Annotated in this window: 17 protein-coding genes, 6 tRNA genes and 3 rRNA genes; 16 read left to right on the forward strand and 10 right to left on the reverse strand. The window is 62.0% G+C overall.

Annotated elements, in window-relative coordinates; genetic code table 11:
- Positions 1 to 56: 56 nt before the first annotated feature.
- A complete protein-coding gene (locus AB4850_RS33380) occupies positions 57 to 3,644 on the reverse strand; it encodes an indolepyruvate ferredoxin oxidoreductase family protein (RefSeq protein WP_414443652.1) in 3,588 nt (1,195 codons plus the stop codon).
- A gap of 313 nt (positions 3,645 to 3,957) precedes the next feature.
- On the opposite strand from AB4850_RS33380, the gene AB4850_RS33385 reads away from it, so the two are divergent.
- Complete coding sequence (locus AB4850_RS33385) at positions 3,958 to 4,155, forward strand: hypothetical protein (protein ID WP_414443653.1); 198 nt, start codon at positions 3,958 to 3,960, stop codon at positions 4,153 to 4,155.
- Positions 4,156 to 4,292: 137 nt separating this feature from the next.
- On the opposite strand, the gene hppD is transcribed toward AB4850_RS33385, so the two are convergent.
- Positions 4,293 to 5,390 (reverse strand): 4-hydroxyphenylpyruvate dioxygenase, encoded by a 1,098-nt coding sequence (gene hppD / locus AB4850_RS33390; RefSeq protein ID WP_414443654.1) that lies wholly within the window; start codon positions 5,388 to 5,390, stop codon positions 4,293 to 4,295.
- Positions 5,391 to 5,550: 160 nt separating this feature from the next.
- Between hppD and AB4850_RS33395 the strand changes: the two genes are divergently transcribed.
- Positions 5,551 to 6,048, forward strand: a complete 498-nt coding sequence (locus AB4850_RS33395) for an Lrp/AsnC family transcriptional regulator (RefSeq protein ID WP_414443655.1) — start codon at positions 5,551 to 5,553, stop codon at positions 6,046 to 6,048.
- Between the two features lie 93 nt (positions 6,049 to 6,141).
- Here the strand turns inward: AB4850_RS33395 and AB4850_RS33400 are convergent, their stop codons facing one another.
- From AB4850_RS33400 to paaA, 8 genes are all read right to left on the reverse strand, one after another.
- A complete protein-coding gene (locus tag AB4850_RS33400) occupies positions 6,142 to 6,789 on the reverse strand; it encodes a GNAT family N-acetyltransferase (RefSeq protein ID WP_414443656.1) in 648 nt (215 codons plus the stop codon).
- Positions 6,790 to 7,007: 218 nt separating this feature from the next.
- A complete protein-coding gene (locus AB4850_RS33405) occupies positions 7,008 to 7,613 on the reverse strand; it encodes a TetR/AcrR family transcriptional regulator (RefSeq protein ID WP_414443657.1) in 606 nt (201 codons plus the stop codon).
- An 82-nt stretch (positions 7,614 to 7,695) separates the two neighbouring features.
- On the reverse strand, positions 7,696 to 8,541 hold the full coding sequence (locus AB4850_RS33410) for a DUF1835 domain-containing protein (protein ID WP_414443658.1): 846 nt from the start codon (positions 8,539 to 8,541) through the stop codon (positions 7,696 to 7,698).
- 155 nt (positions 8,542 to 8,696) lie between these two features.
- The gene (paaE, locus tag AB4850_RS33415) at positions 8,697 to 9,785 is read right to left on the reverse strand and encodes a 1,2-phenylacetyl-CoA epoxidase subunit PaaE (protein WP_414443659.1); all 1,089 of its coding nucleotides are present in this window, start codon (positions 9,783 to 9,785) and stop codon (positions 8,697 to 8,699) included.
- Positions 9,786 to 9,787: 2 nt separating this feature from the next.
- The gene (gene paaD, locus AB4850_RS33420; protein WP_414443660.1) at positions 9,788 to 10,363 is read right to left on the reverse strand and encodes a 1,2-phenylacetyl-CoA epoxidase subunit PaaD; all 576 of its coding nucleotides are present in this window, start codon (positions 10,361 to 10,363) and stop codon (positions 9,788 to 9,790) included.
- 2 nt (positions 10,364 to 10,365) lie between these two features.
- Positions 10,366 to 11,172 (reverse strand): 1,2-phenylacetyl-CoA epoxidase subunit PaaC, encoded by an 807-nt coding sequence (gene paaC / locus AB4850_RS33425; protein WP_414443661.1) that lies wholly within the window; start codon positions 11,170 to 11,172, stop codon positions 10,366 to 10,368.
- A 5-nt stretch (positions 11,173 to 11,177) separates the two neighbouring features.
- Positions 11,178 to 11,462 carry a 1,2-phenylacetyl-CoA epoxidase subunit PaaB gene (gene paaB / locus AB4850_RS33430; protein WP_414443662.1) on the reverse strand — a complete coding sequence of 95 codons (285 nt, stop codon included), beginning with the start codon at positions 11,460 to 11,462 and terminating at the stop codon, positions 11,178 to 11,180.
- 37 nt (positions 11,463 to 11,499) lie between these two features.
- Entirely contained in the window at positions 11,500 to 12,504 is a 1,005-nt protein-coding gene (paaA, locus tag AB4850_RS33435; protein ID WP_414443663.1) for a 1,2-phenylacetyl-CoA epoxidase subunit PaaA, read from the reverse strand.
- 167 nt (positions 12,505 to 12,671) lie between these two features.
- On the opposite strand from paaA, the gene AB4850_RS33440 reads away from it, so the two are divergent.
- The 14 genes from AB4850_RS33440 (at position 12,672) to nusG (ending at position 23,046) form a co-directional block, all read left to right on the forward strand.
- Complete coding sequence (locus AB4850_RS33440) at positions 12,672 to 13,952, forward strand: SGNH/GDSL hydrolase family protein (protein WP_414443664.1); 1,281 nt, start codon at positions 12,672 to 12,674, stop codon at positions 13,950 to 13,952.
- 210 nt (positions 13,953 to 14,162) lie between these two features.
- The gene (locus AB4850_RS33445; RefSeq protein ID WP_414440956.1) at positions 14,163 to 14,315 is read left to right on the forward strand and encodes a hypothetical protein; all 153 of its coding nucleotides are present in this window, start codon (positions 14,163 to 14,165) and stop codon (positions 14,313 to 14,315) included.
- Positions 14,316 to 14,462: 147 nt separating this feature from the next.
- A 16S ribosomal RNA gene (locus AB4850_RS33450) occupies positions 14,463 to 15,993 on the forward strand.
- A 64-nt stretch (positions 15,994 to 16,057) separates the two neighbouring features.
- Positions 16,058 to 16,134: transfer RNA gene (locus tag AB4850_RS33455), tRNA-Ile, on the forward strand.
- Positions 16,135 to 16,170: 36 nt separating this feature from the next.
- A tRNA-Ala gene (locus AB4850_RS33460) sits at positions 16,171 to 16,246 on the forward strand.
- Positions 16,247 to 16,554: 308 nt separating this feature from the next.
- Positions 16,555 to 19,434 (forward strand): 23S ribosomal RNA (locus AB4850_RS33465).
- 193 nt (positions 19,435 to 19,627) lie between these two features.
- Positions 19,628 to 19,741 (forward strand): 5S ribosomal RNA (gene rrf / locus AB4850_RS33470).
- The 16S, 23S and 5S rRNA genes sit together here with 2 tRNA genes alongside, the layout of an rRNA operon.
- Before the next feature lie 641 nt (positions 19,742 to 20,382).
- Positions 20,383 to 20,468, forward strand: a tRNA-Tyr gene (locus AB4850_RS33475).
- A gap of 38 nt (positions 20,469 to 20,506) precedes the next feature.
- A tRNA-Gly gene (locus AB4850_RS33480) sits at positions 20,507 to 20,580 on the forward strand.
- A 26-nt stretch (positions 20,581 to 20,606) separates the two neighbouring features.
- Positions 20,607 to 20,681, forward strand: a tRNA-Thr gene (locus AB4850_RS33485).
- Positions 20,682 to 20,743: 62 nt separating this feature from the next.
- Entirely contained in the window at positions 20,744 to 21,934 is a 1,191-nt protein-coding gene (gene tuf / locus AB4850_RS33490) for an elongation factor Tu (protein ID WP_414443665.1), read from the forward strand.
- Positions 21,935 to 21,991: 57 nt separating this feature from the next.
- Positions 21,992 to 22,067, forward strand: a tRNA-Trp gene (locus AB4850_RS33495).
- A gap of 39 nt (positions 22,068 to 22,106) precedes the next feature.
- A complete protein-coding gene (gene secE / locus AB4850_RS33500; RefSeq protein WP_414443666.1) occupies positions 22,107 to 22,487 on the forward strand; it encodes a preprotein translocase subunit SecE in 381 nt (126 codons plus the stop codon).
- 1 nt (position 22,488) lies between these two features.
- Positions 22,489 to 23,046 (forward strand): transcription termination/antitermination protein NusG, encoded by a 558-nt coding sequence (gene nusG, locus AB4850_RS33505; protein WP_414443667.1) that lies wholly within the window; start codon positions 22,489 to 22,491, stop codon positions 23,044 to 23,046.
- The last annotated feature ends 17 nt before the right edge of the window (positions 23,047 to 23,063 follow it).

Consider the following 23,063-nt stretch of genomic DNA (forward strand, 5'->3'; position numbering starts at 1 on the left):
GGCGCCGTGGCGTTCTTTCATGCCCGCCGCCGTTCAGGCCGGCTTCCGAGCGCCGCTCAGGCGACGTGCCGCGTCGCCGCCTCCGGCCCGTTCCACTGCGCGACCAGCGCCAGCCACTTGCTGCGCACGGCGGCCAGGTTGTGCTCCTTCACGTGGCCGTAGCCGCGAATCCCGTCCGGCAGGTTCGCCAGGTCGAGCGCGAGCGGCAGCCGCTCGGCCGTCAGCTTCGCCAGCACCACGTCGATCAGCGTGACGTACTCGCCGATCAGCGCGCGCTCGGTGCGGCGCTCCTCGGTGCGGCCGAACGGATCGAACGCGGTGCCGCGCAGGCCCTTGCACTTGGCCAGCAGGCGGAACGCCGACAGCATCCACGGCCCGAACGTGCGCTTCACGAGGTGGCCGTGGGCGTCGCGCTTGGCGAGGATCGGCGGCGCGAGGTGGTAGCGCAGCTTCATCGCGCCGTCGAACTGCGCGGCCAGCCGAGCGAGGAACGCCGGGTCCGATTGCAGCCGCGCGACCTCGTATTCGTCCTTGTACGCCATCAGCTTGTAGAGGTTGCGCGCGACCGCTTCGGTCAGCGGCTCCTGCCCCGACGCGCTGCCGTCGAGTGCGCGTTCTGCTGCACGCACGCGTTCGACCACCACCGTATAACGCGCCGCATACGCCGCGTTCTGATAGGCGCTCAGTTGCTCCACGCGCGTCGCGATCAGCGTATCGACGGCCTTCTTCGTGTGCAGCGCGATCACCGTCGCGCCGTTCGGCACGCCGGCGCGCGAGCCGGCCGCGGCCTGGCGCACGCTGGCCAGGTCATGCGCGGCGCGGCGGCCCCAGTCGAACGCGGCGAGGTTTTTCTCGACCTGCACGCCGTTCAGTTCGATCGCGCGCGTGAGCGACGCCAGCGTCAGCGGCAGGCCGCCGCGTTGCCACGCGTAGCCGAGCACGAACGGGTTGGTGTAGATCGTGTCGCCGAGCAGCGCCGCCGCGAACTGGTCCGCATCGACCAGATCGACGCCGTCGCCGGCCGCCGCGCGAATATCCTGCTCCGCGCTCGCGCCCGGGAACGCCCATTTCGGATTCTTGATGAAGTCGGCGGTCGGCGTCTTCGCGCTGTTGACGACCACGCGCGTCGTGCCGTGACGCATGCGCGACGTGCATTCGTCGCTGGCCGTGACGAGCGCGTCGCCGCCGATCACCAGGTCGGCTTCGCCCATCGCGATCCGCGTCGCGTGGATGTCGCCGGGCGCGTGCGCGATCTGCACGTGGCTCATCACGGCGCCGCCCTTCTGCGCGAGGCCGGTCACGTCGAGCACCGTCACGCCCTTGTTCTCGAGGTGCGCGGCCATGCCGATCAGCGCGCCGATCGTCACCACGCCGGTGCCGCCCACGCCGGTCACGAGCACGCCCCAGGCGCGCTCGATGCCGGGCAGCGCCGGTTCCGGCACCGGCGGCAGTGCGTCGGCGTCCACCGTCACGGCCTTCGGCTTCTTCAACTGCGCGCCCTCGACGGTCACGAAGCTCGGGCAGAAGCCCTTGGTGCACGAGAAATCCTTGTTGCAGGTGGATTGGTTGATCTGCCGCTTGGTGCCGAATTCGGTGTCGAGCGGCTCGACCGACAGGCAGTTCGACTGCACCGAGCAATCGCCGCAGCCTTCGCACACGGCTTCGTTGATCACCACCCGCTTGGCCGGATCGGGATACGCGCCGCGCTTGCGGCGGCGGCGCTTCTCGGTGGCGCAGGTCTGGTCGTAGATCAGGATCGAGGTGCCGGCGATCTCGCGCAGTTCGCGCTGCACGGCGTCGAGCTGGTCACGGTGATGGATCGTCACGCCGGGCGCGAGCAGCGAGGTCTTGCCGTCGTATTTCTCGGGCTCGTCGGTGACGATGACGATCTTCGACGCGCCTTCCGCCGCGACCTGATGGGTGATCTGCGGCACCGTCAGCGTGCCGTCCACGGGCTGGCCGCCCGTCATCGCCACCGCGTCGTTGTAGAGGATCTTGTAGGTGATGTTCGCCTTCGACGAGATCGCCGCGCGCACCGCCAGCAGGCCCGAGTGGAAGTAGGTGCCGTCGCCGAGGTTGGCGAATACGTGCTTTTCCTCGGTGAACGGCGCCTGGCCGACCCACGGCACGCCTTCGCCGCCCATCTGGCTGAAGGTGCTGGTGTTGCGGTCCATCCAGACCGTCATGTAGTGGCAGCCGATGCCGGCGATCGCGCGCGAGCCTTCGGGCACCACCGTCGAGGTGTTGTGCGGGCAGCCCGAGCAGAACCACGGCTTGCGTTCGGTGGTCACGTGCGGGCGAGCCAGCGCGGCTTCCTTGGCCTGGATCACGGCGATGCGGGCGGCGATGCGCGCACGCACGTCGGACGGCAGCTCGAACTTGTCGAGCCGCGTGGCGATCGCCTTCGCGATGATGGCCGGCGACAGTTCGTAATGCGCCGGCAGCAGCCAGTTGCCCATCGGCACCGACCATTCGCCGCCCGCGCCGTCCTTCTCGTCGAACTTGCCGAAGATGCGCGGGCGCCGGCTGTCCGGCCAGTTGTACAGCTCTTCCTTGATCTGGTATTCGAGGATCTGGCGCTTTTCCTCGACCACCAGGATTTCGTCGAGGCCCTGCGCGAACTGCTGCACGCCTTGCGCTTCGAGCGGCCAGACGCAGCCGACCTTGTAGAGGCGGATGCCGATCCGCGCGCAGGTCGCGTCGTCGAGGCCGAGGTCGGTCAGCGCCTGGCGCACGTCCAGGTAAGCCTTGCCGGCGGTCATGATGCCGAAGCGCGCCTGCGGCGATTCGATCTCGATGCGGTCGAGCCGGTTGGCGCGCACGTAGGCGAGCGCGGCGTACCACTTGTAGTCGATCATCCGCGCTTCCTGCACCAGCGGCGGATCGGGCCAGCGGATGTTGAGGCCGCCGTCGGGCATGGCGAAATCGTCGGGCAGCACGATGCGCGCGCGATGCGGATCGATATCGACCGAGGCCGACGATTCCACCACGTCGGTCACGCATTTCAGCGACACCCACAGCCCCGAATAGCGGCTCATCGCCCAGCCGTGCAGGCCAAAATCGAGATATTCCTGGACGTTAGAGGGGAACAGCACCGGCAGCCCGCAAGCCTTCAGCAAGTGTTCCGATTGATGCGCGAGGGTGGACGACTTGGCCGCGTGATCGTCGCCGGCCAGCACCAGCACGCCGCCGTGCGGGGCGGAGCCGGCCGAATTGGCGTGCTTGAGCACGTCGCCCGAGCGGTCGACGCCGGGGCCTTTGCCGTACCACATGCCGAACACGCCGTCGTACTTCGCGCCGGGGTACAGGTTGACCTGCTGCGAGCCCCATACGGCGGTCGCGGCGAGATCCTCGTTGAGGCCGGGCTGGAAGACGATGCGGTGGGCGGCCAGGTGCTTCTGGGCTTTCCAGAGCGATTGATCGAGGCCGCCGAGCGGCGAGCCGCGATAGCCGGAAATGAAGCCGGCGGTGTTGAGGCCGGCGGCGCGGTCGCGTTCCTGCTGCAGCATCGGCAGCCGAACGAGCGCCTGGATGCCGCTCATATAGGCGCGGCCACGTTCGAGCGTGTATTTGTCGTCGAGCGTGACCGATTGGAGCGCGGCTTCGAGCGTCGCGCGTTGGCCTGCGTCTAGCGGGGCATTCATATTTGTCTCCTCCACCCGTTTGGGATCACCAAAACTTGTCGGCATCGGCGTCTTGTGGACGCGCTTGCCGGGGCGCCATATTGGCGGGTTTCCGATGATGGTAGCACTGGTGGAAACCCGCCGTTTGTTGCGTGAACTGTTATAAACACACGGCAGAAAGCGCCGCTCGTGCGCGTTACATCATGTAAAAGCATGTAAAGAAGCGGGGCGCGACCGGTCTTTACGTTTAGTCTCTTGCGCTGTCGGCAATGGTCGGGCGCGAACGATCGCCCTGGAATGGAGAGAGCCAGCCGACGATGAACAAGGAGGTTCAATGAACACGCGACATATCCAGAATTTTCTGATGGTGTCCACCGCGTTCTTCGCCATGACGGGGCCGGTGCGCTCGCAGGGTGCAAGTGCGTTGGCTGCGGCAGGCACCCAGATGCTGCAAATCACGCCCGCGGGCGACGCGATCGCGCCAGCCGGCGTGACGGCGACGACGCAGGTGACCGGTGCGCCGAAGGCCTGAGAGAGCGATGGCGCACCGGCGCGCGGCCTGAGCGCTCGTTCGGCAAGGTGCACCGGGCAGCCATCCAGCCATGAAAAAGGGCGGAAATCACATGATTTCCGCCCTTTTTCGTCATGTCGTCGCCTTCTCGCGCGCGATCACGCCTTGTCCTTCACCACGCCGCGGCGGATCTGATCGAGCTCGATCGATTCGAACAGCGCCTTGAAGTTGCCTTCCCCGAAGCCCTGATTGCCCTTGCGCTGGATGATCTCGAAGAAGATCGGGCCGATCTGGTTCTCGGTGAAGATCTGCAGCAGCAGGTCGTCGTGCGCGCCGTCGATCAGGATCTTGCGCCGGCGCAGTTCGTCGAGCGGCTCGCCATGATCCGGCACGCGGCGGTTGACCAGCTCGTAGTACGTATCGATCGTGTCGAGCAGCGTGACTTTGCGGCCGCGCAGCGCGTCCACCGTGCCGTAGATGTCGCCGGTGCCGAGCGCGATGTGCTGAATCCCTTCGCCGCGGTACGCGTCGAGATATTCCTGGATCTGCCCCGGCGTGTCCGAGCCTTCCTCGTTGATCGGAATGCGGATCTTGCCGCACGGCGAGGTCATTGCCTTCGATTTGACGCCCGTTACCTTCCCTTCGATGTCGAAGTAGCGCACTTCGCGGAAGTTGAACAGGCGTTCGTAGAATTCCGCCCATTCGGCCATGCGGCCGCGATGCACGTTGTGCGTCAGGTGATCGATATAGGTCAGGCCGTGGCCGGGCGGGTTCGGCTCCGCACCGGCGATCGGCTCGAAATCGACGTCGTAGATGCCGATATCGCCGATGCTGCCCGGCGTTGCGCCATTCTTGCCGCGCCAGCGATCGACGAAATAGATCAGCGAATCGCCAACGCCCTTGATGGCCGGAATGTTCAGCTCCATCGGCCCGGTCTTGTTGTCGAAGCCCCAGGCGCCGAGGTCGAGCGCGCGGCGGTAAGCCTGTGCGGCGTCCTGCACGCGGAACGCGATCGCGCAGATCGACGGCCCGTGCAGCCGCGCGAAGCGCTGCGCGAACGAATCGGGTTCGGCGTTGACGATGAAGTTGATCTCGCCCTGGCGGTACAGCGTCACGTCCTTGTGGCGATGGCGCGCCACCGCCGTGAAGCCCATCCGCTCGAACAGCTCGCCGAGCGCCTTCGGATCGGGGGCGGTGTACTCGATGAATTCGAAGCCGTCGGTGCCGACGGGGTTCTCCCAGGTTTGGATTTGCACGGTGTCTCCTGATGGCGGATCGCATCGATCGTGGGGCGCGGCAGGACGCCGCATGCAAACCAGTGTAGGCAAGCACGGCGGGCAGTTGCTTGCGAAACAAATCGCGTGTGGCTACGATGGCGCAACTTTCCGGCAATCCATGCCGAAATGGAGGCATGAAATGGCGCGTGTCGAACTGGATGCCATCGATCGGCGCATCCTGGCGATCCTGCAGGAGAACGGCCGGCTATCGAACCAGGAGATCGCCGAGCGCGTGAACCTGTCGCCGAGCCCGTGCCTGCGGCGCATCCGCCGGCTGGAGGAGAGCGGCGTGATTACCGGCTACGTGGCCTTGCTCGATCCAAAGCGGCTCGGCCTCGATCTGCTCGCCTACGTCAGCGTGCGGCTCGAAAAGCGCGGCGGCGTGGCCGCGGCCGGCGATGGCGCCGCCACCCATGCGGATCGTTTCCGCGCGGCGGTGCAGGTGTGGCCGGAGGTGGTGGCCTGCCACGCGATGACGGGCGATCTCGACTATCTGCTGCGCGTGCAGGTGGAGGACATGGCGCATTTCTCGCGCTTCGTGCAGGAGCAGTTGCTGCACCATCCGTCGGTGATCGACGTGAAGACGAGCTTCGCGCTGGAGAGCTTCAAGGAGACGACGGCGCTGCCGATCCGTTGATTGCGCGCCGGCGGCGCCCAAGCGAAACGGGCGGCCCCGGCAATGGGGCCGCCCGTTTTCATGAGGCGATGCGAGCGGACGCTGCCGCGACGTTCAGGCGGCGATCCCGGCCGGCAGCATCGATTCGAAGATTTGCGTCGCACGGCGGGCCTGACGCTTCATCGCGTAATCGAACACGGCGGCCTGCTCCTGCAGCATCTCGGCGATGATCGTCGAGTGATCGGCCGGCGGCAGCGACAGATAGGCATCGGCTTCGCCATACGCATATTCGATGCGCATGCCCGACTTCTTCGCGATATGCATCATCGTCGCGTTGCGCGACAAACAGTGCATGTAGAGCGTGGATACGTGCGTGTTGCGGCTGCGGATCGAGGCGCGCTCGAACAGCTTGGTGCCGACGCCCCGGCCGCGCGCCGATTCGAGCACCGACACGCCGAACTCGGCGGTACGCTTGCCGCCTTCATCGGGCAGATAGGCCAGATGACCGACGCCGACCAGCGCCAGCGTTTGATCGAACACGCCGAACACGGTGTCGCGGCCGAAATCGATGGTGCGCACGTAGTTTTCGAGCACGTGATCCGGCACGATCTGGCCGAAACGCAGCAGGCGATCGTCGCCTTCGAGCAACTTGAAGTGCGTGAGCATCTGCTCACGATCGGTAGAAGCCAGTTCCCGGACGAGAACCGGTGCCTGCCCGACCTGGCCGATCGGGGCGGCGGGGCGGAGAGGGAGCGTATTCATCGTGGGTTCCTCAGAGACCATACAGCCGGTTGTGCAATGCAACAGCATTCTAACCGAACGGTACATATCGATTAAGGGAAAACCCGTATCTCCGCCGAGGGTGACTTCTAAAAATCCTCAACAATCACGCAAAGTGTTTGATTTTGAAGCGATAACGATATGACCCGATCATCTATGCGCCGAATTGGCGCATGTGACCGGGGTGCAACACCGCATGCTCAGGCTTCGCCGCCGAGCCCGCGCTCGATCAGGTCGATCGCCTGCGCGGCGAAATCGCGATAGCCGAGGCGGCCGCCGGGCTTAAGCCACGTGAAGGTCCAGTTGATCATGCCGAACACCATCATCGTCACCGGCGTCTGGTTGTCCTTCGAGACGCGGCCCGGGTAGGCGCGCTCGATCTGGCGCGTGAACGCGGCGACGATGTCGCGCTGGCGGTCGAGCACGATCTGCCGCTGCGTGATTTCGAGGTATTTGACGTCGTTGAGCAGGGCGACGTGGCGGCTGTGCGAGGTTTCGTACTCGGCCAGGAACGCGTGGATCAGCTCGGCGAACGCCTCGCGCTCGGTCAGCCCTCGGCGCTGGCTCGCGCCTTCCACCTCCGCGATGATCAGCATCAGCCGCTTGGTGTAGCGGTCGAGCAGATCGAACAGGATCGCTTCCTTGCTCTCGTAGTAGTGATACAGGCGCGCCTTTGAGGTGCCGCTCGCGGTGGCGAGATCGGTCATCGAGGTGCTCGGGTAGCTCGTTTGCGCGAACTTTTCGGCTGCGAGATCGAGGATCTGCTCGCGTTGGGATTCGTGGTCGGGCGCTCGGGTGCGGGCCATGAGGTCGGTCGGAGAATCTGTGTGAATCGGAGTCGGCCGGGCGAGCGCGTGGCGGGACTGGCGCGCGGCTCGCGGGCGGCCCTCAGCGCGTCAGCGCGGCGGGCGCGGTGGCGCGCAGCGAAAACGAGGCGAGGCGATCGACCTGCGGGGCGTCGGTCGCGGCGTCGCCCGCCAGGTCGCCCAGCTCGATGCGCCCGGCGGCGGCCAGTTCGCGGCAACGCCAGAACGCGACGCTGTCGCTGACGGCCAGGTGGCCGCGGTCGGCGTGGCCGATCACCGCGCCCACCACGCGCGCGGCCGGCTGCCAGTGCTCGGTGGCGTGATCGAACACCAGCGCGTCGATGTCGCTGAAAAGGCCGCTTTTGAACGTGTTGTCGATCCAGTAGCGCAATTCGGCGTTGGCCTGCTTGGCTTCCTGCCATTCGAGCGCGAGCCGGCTGATGCGCAGCACCGAGATCGGCGCGGCCTCGGGCAGCCTGGCGCCGAGCGCCTCGGCCGGGAACAGGCCGGTCGACACGGCGGCTTCGCGGCCGCGCGGATGGGCCGGCGGCGGGAGGTCGTCGGCGCTGAGTCGCACTTCGTTCAGACGCTGCGGCGCGTTGCGCAGATGGTAGGCCACGCGGCGCAGCATCAATTGATCGGCGGCGCTCTGCGCGTGCCAGACCACCACCTGCCCGGCGCCGGCCGCGAGTTCCGACAGCTTGGTCAGTTCGCCTGCCAGCAGCACGGGCCAGTCGAACGCCGGGCCGGGCAGCAGCGCTTCCCAGAACGCGGCGCGTGTTTCGGGGGCATCGTCGATGCCGCGCAGCGGGCCGACGGCCAGATCGTCGAGGAGTTCGACGACGGTATCGTCGCGGCCGGCGGCCGCCAGCGCGGCGCGCAGCGAGTCGGCGGCGGAACCGCCGATGGTGACGTGGAGAGGGCTCATCTGCGTGTGATCAACGAAAAAGGGCCGCTTCCGGAGCGGGTTCGTCGACCCGTCACGAAAAGCGGCCCCTAGTGTAAGCGAGATGCCATGTCGCGAGATACCGCGCCGCGTACGGTATTGCGGCCGGTTCCCAGGCTGCGTTCGTGCGGCCGGCGTCAGCGTTCGTCGAAGCTGACCACCACCTTGTCGCTGACGGGGTGGCACTGGCACGTCAGCACGAAACCGTCGCGCACCTCGTGTTCCTCCAGCGTGTAGTTCTTGTCCATCCGCACCTCGCCCTCGATCACGCGCGCGCGGCAGGTGCAGCAGACGCCGCCCTTGCAGGCATACGGCAGCGCGAGGCCGGCGCGCAGGCCCACGTCCAGCAGGCTCGCGCCCGCGTAGGGCAGGCGCAGCTTGCGGGTCTTGCCGTCGATCACGATCTCGAGCGCGGCGGCCGGCGTGGCGTCGGTGATCTCGACGGCCGGCGCGCCCGCTTGCGGCAATGGCGTGCCGAAGCGCTCCACGTGAATCCGCTCGCGCGCCACGCCGGCCGCGCCGAGCGCCGCCTCGGCTGCGTCCATCATCGGCGCCGGGCCGCAAATGAACGCCTCGTCGATCGACGCGGCCGGCACCAGCGTATCGAGGAACGCCGCGCATCGGGCCTGATCGAGCACGCCATGGAACAGCTCGACGTCCTGCTGCTCGTCGGACAGCACGTGATGCAGCGCGAAGCGCGCCATGAAGCGGTTCTTCAGGTCTTCCAGCGCCTCCGCGAACATGATCGAATCGGCGCTGCGGTTGCCGTAGATCAGCGTAAAGCGGCTGCGCGGCTCCAGTTCGAGCGTCGTGCCGATGATCGCGAGCACCGGCGTGATGCCCGAGCCGCCCGCGAACGCCACGTAATGCCGGCGCTGTTCGGCGTTCAAGTGCGTGAAGAAACGGCCGTCCGGCGTCATCACGTCGAGGGTGTGGCCGGGCTTCAGCGTGTCGAACGCGAAATTCGAAAAGCGCCCGCCGCGCACGCGCTTGATGCCGATGCGCAGCTCGCCGTCGCGCTCGTAATCGGTGGTGCCGACGCAGATCGAATACGAGCGGCGCGTTTCCTCGCCGTCGACCTGCGCCTTCAGCGTGACGAACTGGCCCTGCGTGAAGCGGTAGTGCTCGCGCAGCTCGGGCGGCACCTCGAACGCAACGGTGAGCGCGTCGGCCGTCTCGGGCTGCACGTCGCGGATGCGCAGCGAATGGAATTGCGGAGTCGCCATGTTCAATAGGGCTTGAAGTAGTCGAAGGGTTCGCGGCAATCGAGGCAGCGATACAACGCCTTGCAGGCCGTGGAGCCGAATTGCGCGAGACGGGCGGTGCGGGGCGAGCCGCAGCGGGGGCAGGCGGGTGGCGCGGCCGGCTTCGGCGAGAAGCGGATCACGCGCGCGGCGGGTTGGCTGCCGGGCTCGCCGGAGCCGAAGCCCGCGCTGGTGTTGGCGCTGGTGTTGGCGCCGGCCGGCGGCGCGATGCCGTAGGCGCGCAGCTTGTCGCGCGCTTCGGCGGTGATCCAGTCGGTGGTCCAGGCCGGCGACAGCACCGTGACGATGCGGTGCGGCGGCGCGCCGATCGCGTCGAGCGCCACGCCGATATCCTCGGCGATCTGCGACATCGCCGGGCAGCCCGAGTAGGTCGGCGTGATGACGATCTCGAGCACGCCGTCCGTCGCGCGGCGCACGTCGCGCAGGATGCCGAGTTCGCGGATCGATACCACCGGGATCTCCGGGTCGGGCACGGTGTCGAGCGCGGCGCGGATCGCGGCGAGACCCGCGTCGATCGTCGGGGAAGTCGCGGTGGCCATCGTTACCAGCTCGCGCCCGGATGCTGGCGCGCAAGGCTCTGCATCTGCGCGAGCAGGAAGCCCATGTGTTCGGAGTGCTCGCCGAACTTGCCGGTGGTGACGTGCGCCACCGGCGGTGGCGCGACCAGCGTGGCCTCGGCCAGCGCGGCGTTCACGTCGGCGCGCCAGGCGGCTTCGAGCGTATCGGCCGACGGTGCGATGCCGGCTGCGGCCACGTCGCACTCGACCGGGTCGGTCACGAAGCACTCGTGCGTGTAGGGCAGCAGGTAATCGAGCGCGGCCTGCGCGCGGCGGTGCGATTCGTCGATGCCGTCGCCGAACCGGATCAGCCATTCGCGCGCGTGATGCTCGTGATAGCGCGTTTCCTTGACCGACTTCGCCGCGATCGCGGCCAGTTGCGGATCGGCCGAGCCTTCCAGCGCGGTCCACAGGTGCAGCATCAGCGTCGCATACAGGAAGTTGCGCACGATCGTCACCGCGTAATCGTTGACGGCGTGCGCGGTGCCGGCCAGCGGACCGTAATGCGGCAGTTCCACCAGCGTCAGGTTGGTGAATTCGCGCTCGGCGCGGAAAAACGCGTAATCATCCTCGGTCCGGGTCGTGCCGTTCAGCGCATGTTCGAGATCGGCCGCGTGTGCGTAGAGCAGCCGCGCCTGGCCGATCAGGTCGAGGCTCATGTTGGTCAGCGCGATGTCCTCTTCGAGGATCGGGCCGTGCCCGCACCATTCGGCGTTGCGCTGGCCGAGGATCAGCGCGCTGTCGGCGAGGCGCAGCACGTAGGCGAGGTGGGAAACCGGGTAGGTCGTCATGGCCATTACATGTGGTCGACTTCGTCGGGCAGCGTGTAGAACGTCGGATGGCGGTAGATCTTGTCGCCGGCCGGCTCGAACAGCTCCGCCTTCTGTTTCGGATCGGACGCCGTGATCGCGGCCGACGGCACTACCCAGATGCTCACGCCCTCCTGCCGGCGCGTGTAGACGTCGCGCGCCATGCGCAGCGCCATCGGCGCGTCGGCCGCGTGCAGGCTGCCGCAATGCTTGTGGTCGAGGCCCTGCTTGCTGCGCACGAACACTTCCCAGATCGGCCATTCGGCTTGCATGTCTGTCTCCTCGTTGCTGAATTCGATTGGGGGCGGATCAGGCCGCTTGCCGTTCGGCGCGCCGCGCAACCTTCTCGGCGTGCGCCATCGCCGCTTCGCGCACCCATGCGCCGTCTTCGTGCGCCTTCACGCGCGTGGCGAGGCGTTCGCGGTTGCAGGGGCCGTCGCCGTTGACGACGCGCCAGAACGCATCCCAGTCGATCGCGCCGTAATCGTGATGGCCGCGATCGGCGTTCCATCGGAGGTCGGGATCGGGAAAGCTCACGCCGAGCACGCGCGCCTGCTCGACCGCAGCGTCGACGAACTTCTGACGCAGGTCGTCGTTCGAGATCCGCTTGATCCCCCATTTCGCCGACTGGCTGCTGTGCACCGAATCGGCGTCGCTCGGGCCGAACATCATCAGCACCGGCCACCACCAGCGGTTCACGGCTTGCTGCACCATCTCGCGTTGCGCGTCGGTGCCGGCCATCATCGCGAGCAGGGCGTCGAAGCCCTGGCGCTGATGGAACGACTCCTCCTTGCAGATGCGGATCATGGCGCGCGCGTAGGGGCCGTAGGTGCAGCGGCACAGCGGGATCTGGTTCATGATCGCCGCGCCGTCAACCAGCCAGCCGATCACGCCGACGTCGGCCCAGCTCGGCGTGGGGTAATTGAAGATGCTCGAATATTTGGCCTTGCCCGTGTGCAGCGCGTCGACCAGCGCGTCGCGCGAGACGCCCAGCGTTTCGGCCGCGCTATATAAATAGAGGCCGTGGCCCGCTTCGTCCTGAACCTTCGCCAGCAGGATCGCCTTGCGCTTGAGGCTTGGCGCGCGCGTGATCCAGTTGCCCTCCGGCAACATCCCGACGATCTCGGAGTGCGCGTGTTGAGAGATCTGGCGCACCAGCGTTTTGCGGTAGGCGTCGGGCATCCAGTCTTGCGGCTCGATCTTGCCGTCGGCGGCCATGACCGCGTCGAAGCGGACCTGTTCTGGCGTGACGGCGTCGGCGGGGGGCGCGCCCGGTGATGGCTGGCCGGGGAGGTCGAGGGATTGCGTATACATGGCAAGCGTCTCGTGCAGGGACAAGGTAGGCGAAGTATAAATCAACCGTCCGGTCGGTTAATTAATTTTTTCGGAAGAAGAGACGGCACGGGCCGGTAGGTGGCTTGCGTGTGGCGGCGGCGTTATCGGGCACAATCGGCATCTTTCCTGTCGGGCCTGATCGAATCATGAGTTTTCGTCGCAGTGGGGTGGGGCGTTGTGTGTCGGCCGCAGCTGTCGGTCTTGTATTGGGATGGGCCGGCGCGGCCAACGCGGCCGGCGAGCCTTGGGTGGCGGCCTGGGCCAGCGCCTTGCAGCCGATTCCCGATCTCGCATCGCCGCCGCCGCTCTACAAGACCCCCGACCTCGCGGATCGCACGTTGCGCGAGATCGTCTATCCGAGCGTGAGCGGCAATCAGGTGCGGGTGCGGATCAGCAATGCCTACGGGCGCATGCCGTTGGCGCTCGGCGCGGTACGGATCGCGCGCTCGGCGGGCGGTGCGGCGGTGCGCGAGGCGATGTCGGCCGAGCTGAGTTTCGGCGGGCGGCGCGATCTGGTGCTGGCGCCGGGCGAGGAGCGCGACAGCGATCCTGTCTCGTTGAGCGTCGAGGCCGGCGCGCCTTACGCGATCAGCCTCTACACGCGCGGCGAGCAGAAGATGACGGCCTGGCATCGCATCTCTAACCAGATCAACTATGTGTCCGTGCCTGGGGATCACACTGCAGATGGCAGTGGCGACGCGTTCAAGGTTCATCTGACGCAATCGGCCTGGGTGTCGGAGCTGGCGGTCCTGGGCAACCCGGCGGCGCGGGGCACGATCGTCGCCGTGGGCGATTCCATCACCGACGGCATGCGCTCCAGCCTCAATCGCAACCAGCGCTGGCCGGACGATTTCGTGCGCCGGCTCGGCACGGCGGGTGCGGGCGAGTGGGGTGTCGTCAATCTGGGGATCAGCGGCAACCGGCTGCTCAGCGATTCCGCCTGTTATGGCGTGGCGCTCGAGCGGCGTTTCGAGCGCGACGTGCTCGCGCGCTCCGGCGCGAAGGCGGCGGTGCTGCTGGTCGGCATCAACGACATCAACTTCCAGGCGATGCCGCCGCGTAAGGTGCTCGACTGTGACGCGCCGCATACCAAGGTGGATGCGAGGATGCTGATCGACGGCTACCGCCGCCTGATCGCCAGCGCGCATGCGCGCGGCATCGCGCTGTTCGGCGCGACGCTGACGCCGGCCGCGCTGCCGCCCGAGCGCGAAGCGATCCGCACCGAGGTCAATCATTGGATTCGCACGTCGGGTGCGTTCGATGGCGTGGTGGATTTCGATGCCGCGCTGCGCGACCCGGCCCATCCGCAAGTGCTGCTGCGCCGCTATAACAGTGGCGACGATGTGCACCCGAGCGATGCGGGTTATGCGGCGATGGCCGACGCTGTGCCGATCGACCGCCTGTTGGCTGCCGCGAAGCGGCGTTGAACGACATTCGGGTGCCGTTTTTCATCGCGCCCGAATTTTTTTGCCGGGTTCTTAAAAAAGACTTGCTCGCCTGCCAAAGCTTGCTTAGAATTCGGCCTCTCTCGCGATGACGGAAACGCAGAACGGGAGGGGAAGCCAGGCAGGACAAGGAGAGCGCCGGAATTTGGGCCGCTTCTTTGAACTGGTGAGGAACTCGATCGATGCAGTTTGTTGATCGAAGCGCTGAAAAAAGTAGTTGACGCGCTTCAAAATGTTCTTCATAATCTCGCTTCTCTGCTGCTGAAAACGCAGCGCCGAAACGAAGCCAAGCTTCTCTCGGAAACGCTCTTTAACAATCTACAGCCGATAAGTGTGGACGCTTGATGGAAGCGGTCCTGGTCTCAGGATCAGGTCAGCAAAAGTATCAAGAGTCTCACACAAAAGTAAGTCAGGTTTATGAAGTAATTCGTAATCCTGTCAGCTTTGAGTGAGCGACCGGTTCGAAAGAACCGAAAAACAGTAACAGGTATTGAACTGAAGAGTTTGATCCTGGCTCAGATTGAACGCTGGCGGCATGCCTTACACATGCAAGTCGAACGGCAGCACGGACTTCGGTCTGGTGGCGAGTGGCGAACGGGTGAGTAATACATCGGAACATGTCCTGTAGTGGGGGATAGCCCGGCGAAAGCCGGATTAATACCGCATACGATCTACGGATGAAAGCGGGGGACCTTCGGGCCTCGCGCTATAGGGTTGGCCGATGGCTGATTAGCTAGTTGGTGGGGTAAAGGCCCACCAAGGCGACGATCAGTAGCTGGTCTGAGAGGACGACCAGCCACACTGGGACTGAGACACGGCCCAGACTCCTACGGGAGGCAGCAGTGGGGAATTTTGGACAATGGGCGAAAGCCTGATCCAGCAATGCCGCGTGTGTGAAGAAGGCCTTCGGGTTGTAAAGCACTTTTGTCCGGAAAGAAATCCTTGACTCTAATAAAGCCGAGGGATGACGGTACCGGAAGAATAAGCACCGGCTAACTACGTGCCAGCAGCCGCGGTAATACGTAGGGTGCAAGCGTTAATCGGAATTACTGGGCGTAAAGCGTGCGCAGGCGGTTTGTTAAGACCGATGTGAAATCCCCGGGCTCAACCTGGGAACTGCATTGGTGACTGGCAAGCTAGAGTATGGCAGAGGGGGGTAGAATTCCACGTGTAGCAGTGAAATGCGTAGAGATGTGGAGGAATACCGATGGCGAAGGCAGCCCCCTGGGCCAATACTGACGCTCATGCACGAAAGCGTGGGGAGCAAACAGGATTAGATACCCTGGTAGTCCACGCCCTAAACGATGTCAACTAGTTGTTGGGGATTCATTTCCTTAGTAACGAAGCTAACGCGTGAAGTTGACCGCCTGGGGAGTACGGTCGCAAGATTAAAACTCAAAGGAATTGACGGGGACCCGCACAAGCGGTGGATGATGTGGATTAATTCGATGCAACGCGAAAAACCTTACCTACCCTTGACATGGTCGGAATCCTGGAGAGATCTGGGAGTGCTCGAAAGAGAACCGATACACAGGTGCTGCATGGCTGTCGTCAGCTCGTGTCGTGAGATGTTGGGTTAAGTCCCGCAACGAGCGCAACCCTTGTCCTTAGTTGCTACGCAAGAGCACTCTAAGGAGACTGCCGGTGACAAACCGGAGGAAGGTGGGGATGACGTCAAGTCCTCATGGCCCTTATGGGTAGGGCTTCACACGTCATACAATGGTCGGAACAGAGGGTCGCCAACCCGCGAGGGGGAGCTAATCCCAGAAAACCGATCGTAGTCCGGATCGCACTCTGCAACTCGAGTGCGTGAAGCTGGAATCGCTAGTAATCGCGGATCAGCATGCCGCGGTGAATACGTTCCCGGGTCTTGTACACACCGCCCGTCACACCATGGGAGTGGGTTTTACCAGAAGTGGCTAGTCTAACCGCAAGGAGGACGGTCACCACGGTAGGATTCATGACTGGGGTGAAGTCGTAACAAGGTAGCCGTATCGGAAGGTGCGGCTGGATCACCTCCTTTCTCGAGCTAATACCGCGAAAGTTGAGCGTTCACGCTTATCGGCTGTAAATCAAGACAGACTCAGGGGTCTGTAGCTCAGTTGGTTAGAGCACCGTCTTGATAAGGCGGGGGTCGTTGGTTCGAATCCAACCAGACCCACCACTTAGTCTGGACAGTATCCTTGAGAAGTCTCTGTATGGGGGCATAGCTCAGCTGGGAGAGCACCTGCTTTGCAAGCAGGGGGTCGTCGGTTCGATCCCGTCTGCCTCCACCAATCTTCAATGACAAGCGTTCAGGTCAGCATGACCTGAGGATTTGTCATTGGCGATTGAGCCAGTCAGAGCGATCGGTACACCTTGTGTACTTATCGGCTGTCGTTCTTTAACAATCTAGAAGAAGTAGTAATTTGAATAACGGAAGCGTCTATTTGAGATGGGCGTGAAAGTTATTCGGGTTGTGATTGTATCGATGTATCTCAAGAAGATTCGAACTTAAATGTTCGGCTCAAATTGGAATACGGCACAAATGCGAGAACTCAACCTGTAACGACTGTCAAGCGCAAGCAAGACGGACTCGTTATAGGGTCAAGCGAACAAGTGCATGTGGTGGATGCCTTGGCGATCACAGGCGATGAAGGACGCGGTAGCCTGCGAAAAGCTACGGGGAGCTGGCAAACAAGCTTTGATCCGTAGATGTCCGAATGGGGAAACCCACTCCTTTTGGAGTATCCATAGCTGAATACATAGGCTATGTGAAGCGAACGCGGTGAACTGAAACATCTAAGTAACCGCAGGAAAAGAAATCAACCGAGATTCCCAAAGTAGTGGCGAGCGAAATGGGAAGAGCCTGTACTCTTTATTTGTATTGTTAGTCGAACGCTCTGGAAAGTGCGGCCATAGCAGGTGATAGCCCTGTAGACGAAAACAGTATGAAAGAACTAGGTGTACGACAAGTAGGGCGGGACACGTGAAATCCTGTCTGAAGATGGGGGGACCATCCTCCAAGGCTAAATACTCGTGATCGACCGATAGTGAACCAGTACCGTGAGGGAAAGGCGAAAAGAACCCCGGGAGGGGAGTGAAATAGATCCTGAAACCGCATGCATACAAACAGTCGGAGCCTCGTAAGGGGTGACGGCGTACCTTTTGTATAATGGGTCAGCGACTTACGTTCAGTAGCAAGCTTAACCGAATAGGGCAGGCGTAGCGAAAGCGAGTCCGAATAGGGCGTTCAGTTGCTGGGCGTAGACCCGAAACCAAGTGATCTATCCATGGCCAGGATGAAGGTGCGGTAACACGTACTGGAGGTCCGAACCCACTAACGTTGAAAAGTTAGGGGATGAGCTGTGGATAGGGGTGAAAGGCTAAACAAACTTGGAAATAGCTGGTTCTCTCCGAAAACTATTTAGGTAGTGCCTCGCGTCTCACCTTCGGGGGTAGAGCACTGTCATGGTTGAGGGGTCCATTGCGGATTACCTCGCCATAGCAAACTCCGAATACCGAAGAGTGCAATCGCGGGAGACAGACATCGGGTGCTAACGTCCGGTGTCAAGAGGGAAACAACCCAGACCGCCAGCTAAGGTCCCCAAATATAGCTAAGTGGGAAACGAAGTGGGAAGGCTAAAACAGTCAGGAGGTTGGCTTAGAAGCAGCCATCCTTTAAAGAAAGCGTAATAGCTCACTGATCGAGTCGTCCTGCGCGGAAGATGTAACGGGGCTAAGCTATATACCGAAGCTGCGGATGCACATTTATGTGCATGGTAGGAGAGCGTTCCGTAAGCCTGCGAAGGTGCACTGTAAAGTGTGCTGGAGGTATCGGAAGTGCGAATGCTGACATGAGTAGCGATAAAGGGGGTGAAAGGCCCCCTCGCCGTAAGCCCAAGGTTTCCTACGCAACGTTCATCGGCGTAGGGTGAGTCGGCCCCTAAGGCGAGGCAGAAATGCGTAGCTGATGGGAAGCAGGTCAATATTCCTGCACCATTGTTAAATGCGATGGGGGGACGGATCGCGGAAGGTTGTCCGGGTGTTGGAAGTCCCGGTCGCTGCATTGGAGAAGGTGCTTAGGCAAATCCGGGCACAGAATTCAAGGGTGTGGCGCGAGCTTCTTAGGAAGCGAAGCAATTGGAAGTGGTTCCAAGAAAAGCCTCTAAGCTTCAGTTTAACAGTGACCGTACCGCAAACCGACACAGGTGGGCGAGATGAGTATTCTAAGGCGCTTGAGAGAACTCGGGAGAAGGAACTCGGCAAATTGGTACCGTAACTTCGGGATAAGGTACGCCCTTGTAGCTTGACTGGCCTGCGCCAGAAGGGTGAAAGGGTTGCAATAAACTGGTGGCTGCGACTGTTTAATAAAAACACAGCACTCTGCAAACACGAAAGTGGACGTATAGGGTGTGACGCCTGCCCGGTGCCGGAAGATTAAATGATGGGGTGCAAGCTCTTGATTGAAGTCCCGGTAAACGGCGGCCGTAACTATAACGGTCCTAAGGTAGCGAAATTCCTTGTCGGGTAAGTTCCGACCTGCACGAATGGCGTAACGATGGCCACACTGTCTCCTCCCGAGACTCAGCGAAGTTGAAGTGTTTGTGATGATGCAATCTCCCCGCGGCTAGACGGAAAGACCCCATGAACCTTTACTGTAGCTTTGCATTGGACTTTGAACCGATCTGTGTAGGATAGGTGGGAGGCTATGAAACCGGAACGCTAGTTTCGGTGGAGCCGTCCTTGAAATACCACCCTGGTTTGTTTGAGGTTCTAACCTTGGCCCGTGATCCGGGTCGGGGACAGTGCATGGTAGGCAGTTTGACTGGGGCGGTCTCCTCCCAAAGTGTAACGGAGGAGTACGAAGGTACGCTAGGTACGGTCGGAAATCGTGCTGATAGTGCAATGGCATAAGCGTGCTTAACTGCGAGACCGACAAGTCGAGCAGGTGCGAAAGCAGGTCATAGTGATCCGGTGGTTCTGTATGGAAAGGCCATCGCTCAACGGATAAAAGGTACTCTGGGGATAACAGGCTGATACCGCCCAAGAGTTCATATCGACGGCGGTGTTTGGCACCTCGATGTCGGCTCATCTCATCCTGGGGCTGTAGCCGGTCCCAAGGGTATGGCTGTTCGCCATTTAAAGAGGTACGTGAGCTGGGTTTAAAACGTCGTGAGACAGTTTGGTCCCTATCTGCCGTGGGCGTTGGATATTTGAAGGGGGCTGCTCCTAGTACGAGAGGACCGGAGTGGACGAACCTCTGGTGTACCGGTTGTCACGCCAGTGGCATCGCCGGGTAGCTATGTTCGGAAGAGATAACCGCTGAAAGCATCTAAGCGGGAAACTCGCCTTAAGATGAGATATCCCTGGAGGCTTGACCTCCTTGAAGGGTCGTTCGAGACCAGGACGTTGATAGGTCAGGTGTGTAAGCGCAGTAATGCGTTCAGCTAACTGATACTAATTGCCCGTAAGGCTTGATCCTATAACAAGTCTGCGTCGATAGCTGTGAGTGCTTCAGCACTTACAGATATCCCGTCCTGAACCGCAGGTTCAGGATCTTAAACAGCGCGACAAGTTATACAGCATTGAGTCCTCGTGTGCCGATACACACAACTCATTACTACTTCTTCCAGATTGGATGTGGCGCTCATGCAGCGACGCATCAACCCCTTTAGCCTGATGACCATAGCGAGTCGGTACCACCCCTTCCCATCCCGAACAGGACCGTGAAACGACTCTACGCCGATGATAGTGCGGATTGCCCGTGTGAAAGTAGGTAATCGTCAGGCTTCCCTCTTCAGAACCCCCGCTGCGTATGCAGTGGGGGTTTTGTCTTTTCGGCCGCGGAATGTCGTCCGTATCGCGCGCCTGTCGAGATCCGACTTCTTCGTCGGCAGGTCCCGTAGACCGTACCCTCATGCTCTGCAGCCAGGCCGCTTACCAGGTTCGGAGAGGCCTGGCGGCCACCAACGTTGTGCTTGAGTTGGGACGCCCGCTGGGGCCCGCTGTACGCCATTCAGAACGTCTACGTTGCCCACGGAGCTGCACCCCAGATCTCCGTAATCTCGCGTTCACCGTTTCAATCAGCCTCCGCGCCTTAAACTTTCCGCCAGAACGCATCAGCATCAAAAAAACTTTCGAAAAACACGGTTTACCGCTTGGCTTATTCGTCGTGACCCCTTATGATTCACGTCTTTCCAATTTTCTGCGAAGCTTTCCAGGGATTGGAATGACGGTCTGGGCGGGTTGATTTCCGCTCCGGTCGCCAGGTTTGATGAATCGCGACGCTTTTACAGGGTGTCGAATCACGAAGCGTCAAGCAGGCGGTCGGCATGATATGTCGAGCGCAAGTGCTGCCAACGAGATAAAAAAATCTCCTCAGAGTACTTGACACAAGATCGGCATAGAACCATAATCGTCAGTTCTCTACGGAGGGGTGCCCGAGTGGCTAAAGGGGGCAGACTGTAAATCTGTTGGCTTACGCCTACGTTGGTTCGAATCCAACCTCCTCCACCAGACAAATAGAGCGGTAAAGGGATCGTTAAGTGGCCCGTGCGGGTGTAGCTCAATGGTAGAGCAGAAGCCTTCCAAGCTTACGACGAGGGTTCGATTCCCTTCACCCGCTCCAAGTTCTACGCAGTAAGTACTTGTTTCGCCCATGTGGCTCAGTGGTAGAGCACTCCCTTGGTAAGGGAGAGGTCGGCAGTTCGATCCTGCCCATGGGCACCAGCAGGTTGTCAGTGTCTGTTTGCGCGCCGCGCAATATGTGAAATTCCTTACGGGAGTTGAAAATGGCCAAGGGAAAGTTTGAGCGGACCAAGCCGCACGTCAACGTTGGTACGATCGGTCACGTTGACCACGGCAAGACGACGCTGACGGCAGCAATCACGACGGTGCTGACGAAGAAGTTCGGCGGCGAAGCGAAGGCCTATGACCAGATCGACGCGGCACCGGAAGAAAAGGCGCGCGGCATCACGATCAACACGGCACACGTCGAGTACGAAACGGCTAACCGCCACTACGCACACGTCGACTGCCCCGGCCACGCTGACTATGTGAAGAACATGATCACGGGCGCCGCACAGATGGACGGCGCGATCCTGGTTTGCTCGGCAGCAGATGGCCCGATGCCGCAAACGCGCGAGCACATCCTGCTGGCCCGTCAGGTTGGCGTTCCGTACATCATCGTGTTCCTGAACAAGTGCGACATGGTGGACGACGCAGAACTGCTCGAACTAGTCGAGATGGAAGTTCGCGAACTCCTGTCGAAGTACGACTTCCCGGGCGACGACACGCCGATCGTGAAGGGTTCGGCCAAGCTGGCGCTGGAAGGCGACACGGGCGAGCTGGGCGAAGTGGCGATCATGAACCTGGCCGACGCACTGGACACGTACATTCCGACGCCGGAACGCGCAGTTGACGGCCTGTTCCTGATGCCGGTGGAAGACGTGTTCTCGATCTCGGGTCGCGGCACGGTGGTGACGGGTCGTATCGAACGCGGCATCGTGAAGGTCGGCGAAGAACTCGAAATCGTCGGCATCAAGGACACCGTGAAGACGACCTGCACGGGCGTCGAAATGTTCCGCAAGCTGCTGGACCAAGGTCAAGCAGGCGACAACGTCGGTATCCTGCTGCGCGGCACGAAGCGTGAAGACGTGGAGCGTGGTCAAGTTCTGGCGAAGCCGGGCTCGATCAAGCCGCACACGCACTTCACGGCTGAAGTGTACGTGCTGAGCAAGGACGAAGGCGGCCGTCACACGCCGTTCTTCAACAACTACCGTCCGCAGTTCTACTTCCGTACGACGGACGTGACGGGCTCGATCGAACTGCCGAAGGACAAGGAAATGGTCATGCCGGGCGACAACGTGTCGATCACGGTGAAGCTGATCGCTCCGATCGCCATGGAAGAAGGTCTGCGCTTCGCAATCCGCGAAGGCGGCCGTACCGTCGGCGCCGGCGTCGTTGCAAAGATCCTCGCCTAAGCCAGTTAGTCGTTGATCAATCGCTTTGGGGCTGGAATTGTCCAGCCTCATTGATACAGGGGCATAGCTCAACTGGCAGAGCGTCGGTCTCCAAAACCGAAGGTTGGGGGTTCGATTCCCTCTGCCCCTGCCAAATCGCCACGTTCATACGTGGCATTTGTTTTAAGGTGTTATGGCGAATCCATCCGTCGAAACTGTAAATACCTCCGGCGATAAGCTGATGCTGGGCCTGGGCGTATTGTTGGTCTTGGCCGGATTTGCGGGCTTCTTCCTGCTTGGCGGCAAGGAGTGGTACATCCGCGGCGTCGCGCTGGCAGTGGGAGTCATCGCTGGTGTCGCGGTCGCCCTGATGTCGCTTCCGGGCAAGAATTTCATCGCCTTCGCTAAAGATTCCTACCGGGAAGTGCGCAAGGTCGTTTGGCCGACGCGCAAGGAAGCCACACAAACCACGCTGGTCGTGTTCGGGTTTGTGCTGATCATGGCACTCTTCCTTTGGCTTAGCGATAAGTCGATCGAATGGGTAATTTTCTCGGCCATTCTGGGATGGAAATGATATGAGTGATACTCCGGCATCCCCGAGCGGAAAACGTTGGTACGTCGTGCACGCCTACTCCGGCATGGAGAAGAGCGTGCAGCGCGCGCTTCAAGAGCGTGTTGACCGTGCCGGCATGCAAGACAAGTTTGGCCAGATCCTGGTGCCGACCGAAGAGGTCGTCGAAGTCCGGGGTGGCCACAAGGCAGTGACAGAACGTCGTTTCTTCCCCGGCTACGTGCTGGTGGAAATGGAAATGACGGACGAAACGTGGCACCTCGTCAAGAACACGGCGAAAGTGACCGGTTTTGTCGGTGGTGCACGTAACCGCCCGAGCCCGATTTCCCCGCGCGAAGTCGAAAAGATCATGTCGCAAATGCAGGAAGGCGTGGAAAAGCCGCGCCCGAAGACCCTGTTCGAAGTAGGCGAGATGGTCCGGGTCAAGGAAGGCCCGTTCACCGACTTCAACGGCACCGTCGAAGAAGTGAACTACGAGAAATCGAGAGTGCGCGTGTCGGTCACGATTTTCGGTCGTGCAACGCCGGTCGAGCTCGAGTTCGGTCAGGTCGAAAAAGTTTGAGTTTCAAGTGGGCGGCC

Origin of the sequence: Burkholderia sp. 22PA0106 (assembly GCF_047497155.1) — a bacterium.
Lineage (GTDB): Bacteria > Pseudomonadota > Gammaproteobacteria > Burkholderiales > Burkholderiaceae > Burkholderia.

Coding starts and splice junctions, on each gene's coding strand:
- nusG (WP_414443667.1), top strand. CDS start 22,489: ATGAGTGATACTCCGGCATCCCCGAGCGGAAAACGTTGGTACGTCGTG.
- paaC (WP_414443661.1), bottom strand. CDS start 11,172: ATGACGACCTACCCGGTTTCCCACCTCGCCTACGTGCTGCGCCTCGCC.
- tuf (WP_414443665.1), top strand. CDS start 20,744: ATGGCCAAGGGAAAGTTTGAGCGGACCAAGCCGCACGTCAACGTTGGT.
- AB4850_RS33380 (WP_414443652.1), bottom strand. CDS start 3,644: ATGAATGCCCCGCTAGACGCAGGCCAACGCGCGACGCTCGAAGCCGCG.
- AB4850_RS33410 (WP_414443658.1), bottom strand. CDS start 8,541: ATGAGCCCTCTCCACGTCACCATCGGCGGTTCCGCCGCCGACTCGCTG.
- AB4850_RS33385 (WP_414443653.1), top strand. CDS start 3,958: ATGAACACGCGACATATCCAGAATTTTCTGATGGTGTCCACCGCGTTC.
- paaA (WP_414443663.1), bottom strand. CDS start 12,504: ATGTATACGCAATCCCTCGACCTCCCCGGCCAGCCATCACCGGGCGCG.
- AB4850_RS33395 (WP_414443655.1), top strand. CDS start 5,551: ATGGCGCGTGTCGAACTGGATGCCATCGATCGGCGCATCCTGGCGATC.
- AB4850_RS33400 (WP_414443656.1), bottom strand. CDS start 6,789: ATGAATACGCTCCCTCTCCGCCCCGCCGCCCCGATCGGCCAGGTCGGG.
- AB4850_RS33405 (WP_414443657.1), bottom strand. CDS start 7,613: ATGGCCCGCACCCGAGCGCCCGACCACGAATCCCAACGCGAGCAGATC.
- paaB (WP_414443662.1), bottom strand. CDS start 11,462: ATGCAAGCCGAATGGCCGATCTGGGAAGTGTTCGTGCGCAGCAAGCAG.
- AB4850_RS33440 (WP_414443664.1), top strand. CDS start 12,672: ATGAGTTTTCGTCGCAGTGGGGTGGGGCGTTGTGTGTCGGCCGCAGCT.
- paaD (WP_414443660.1), bottom strand. CDS start 10,363: ATGGCCACCGCGACTTCCCCGACGATCGACGCGGGTCTCGCCGCGATC.
- paaE (WP_414443659.1), bottom strand. CDS start 9,785: ATGGCGACTCCGCAATTCCATTCGCTGCGCATCCGCGACGTGCAGCCC.
- secE (WP_414443666.1), top strand. CDS start 22,107: ATGGCGAATCCATCCGTCGAAACTGTAAATACCTCCGGCGATAAGCTG.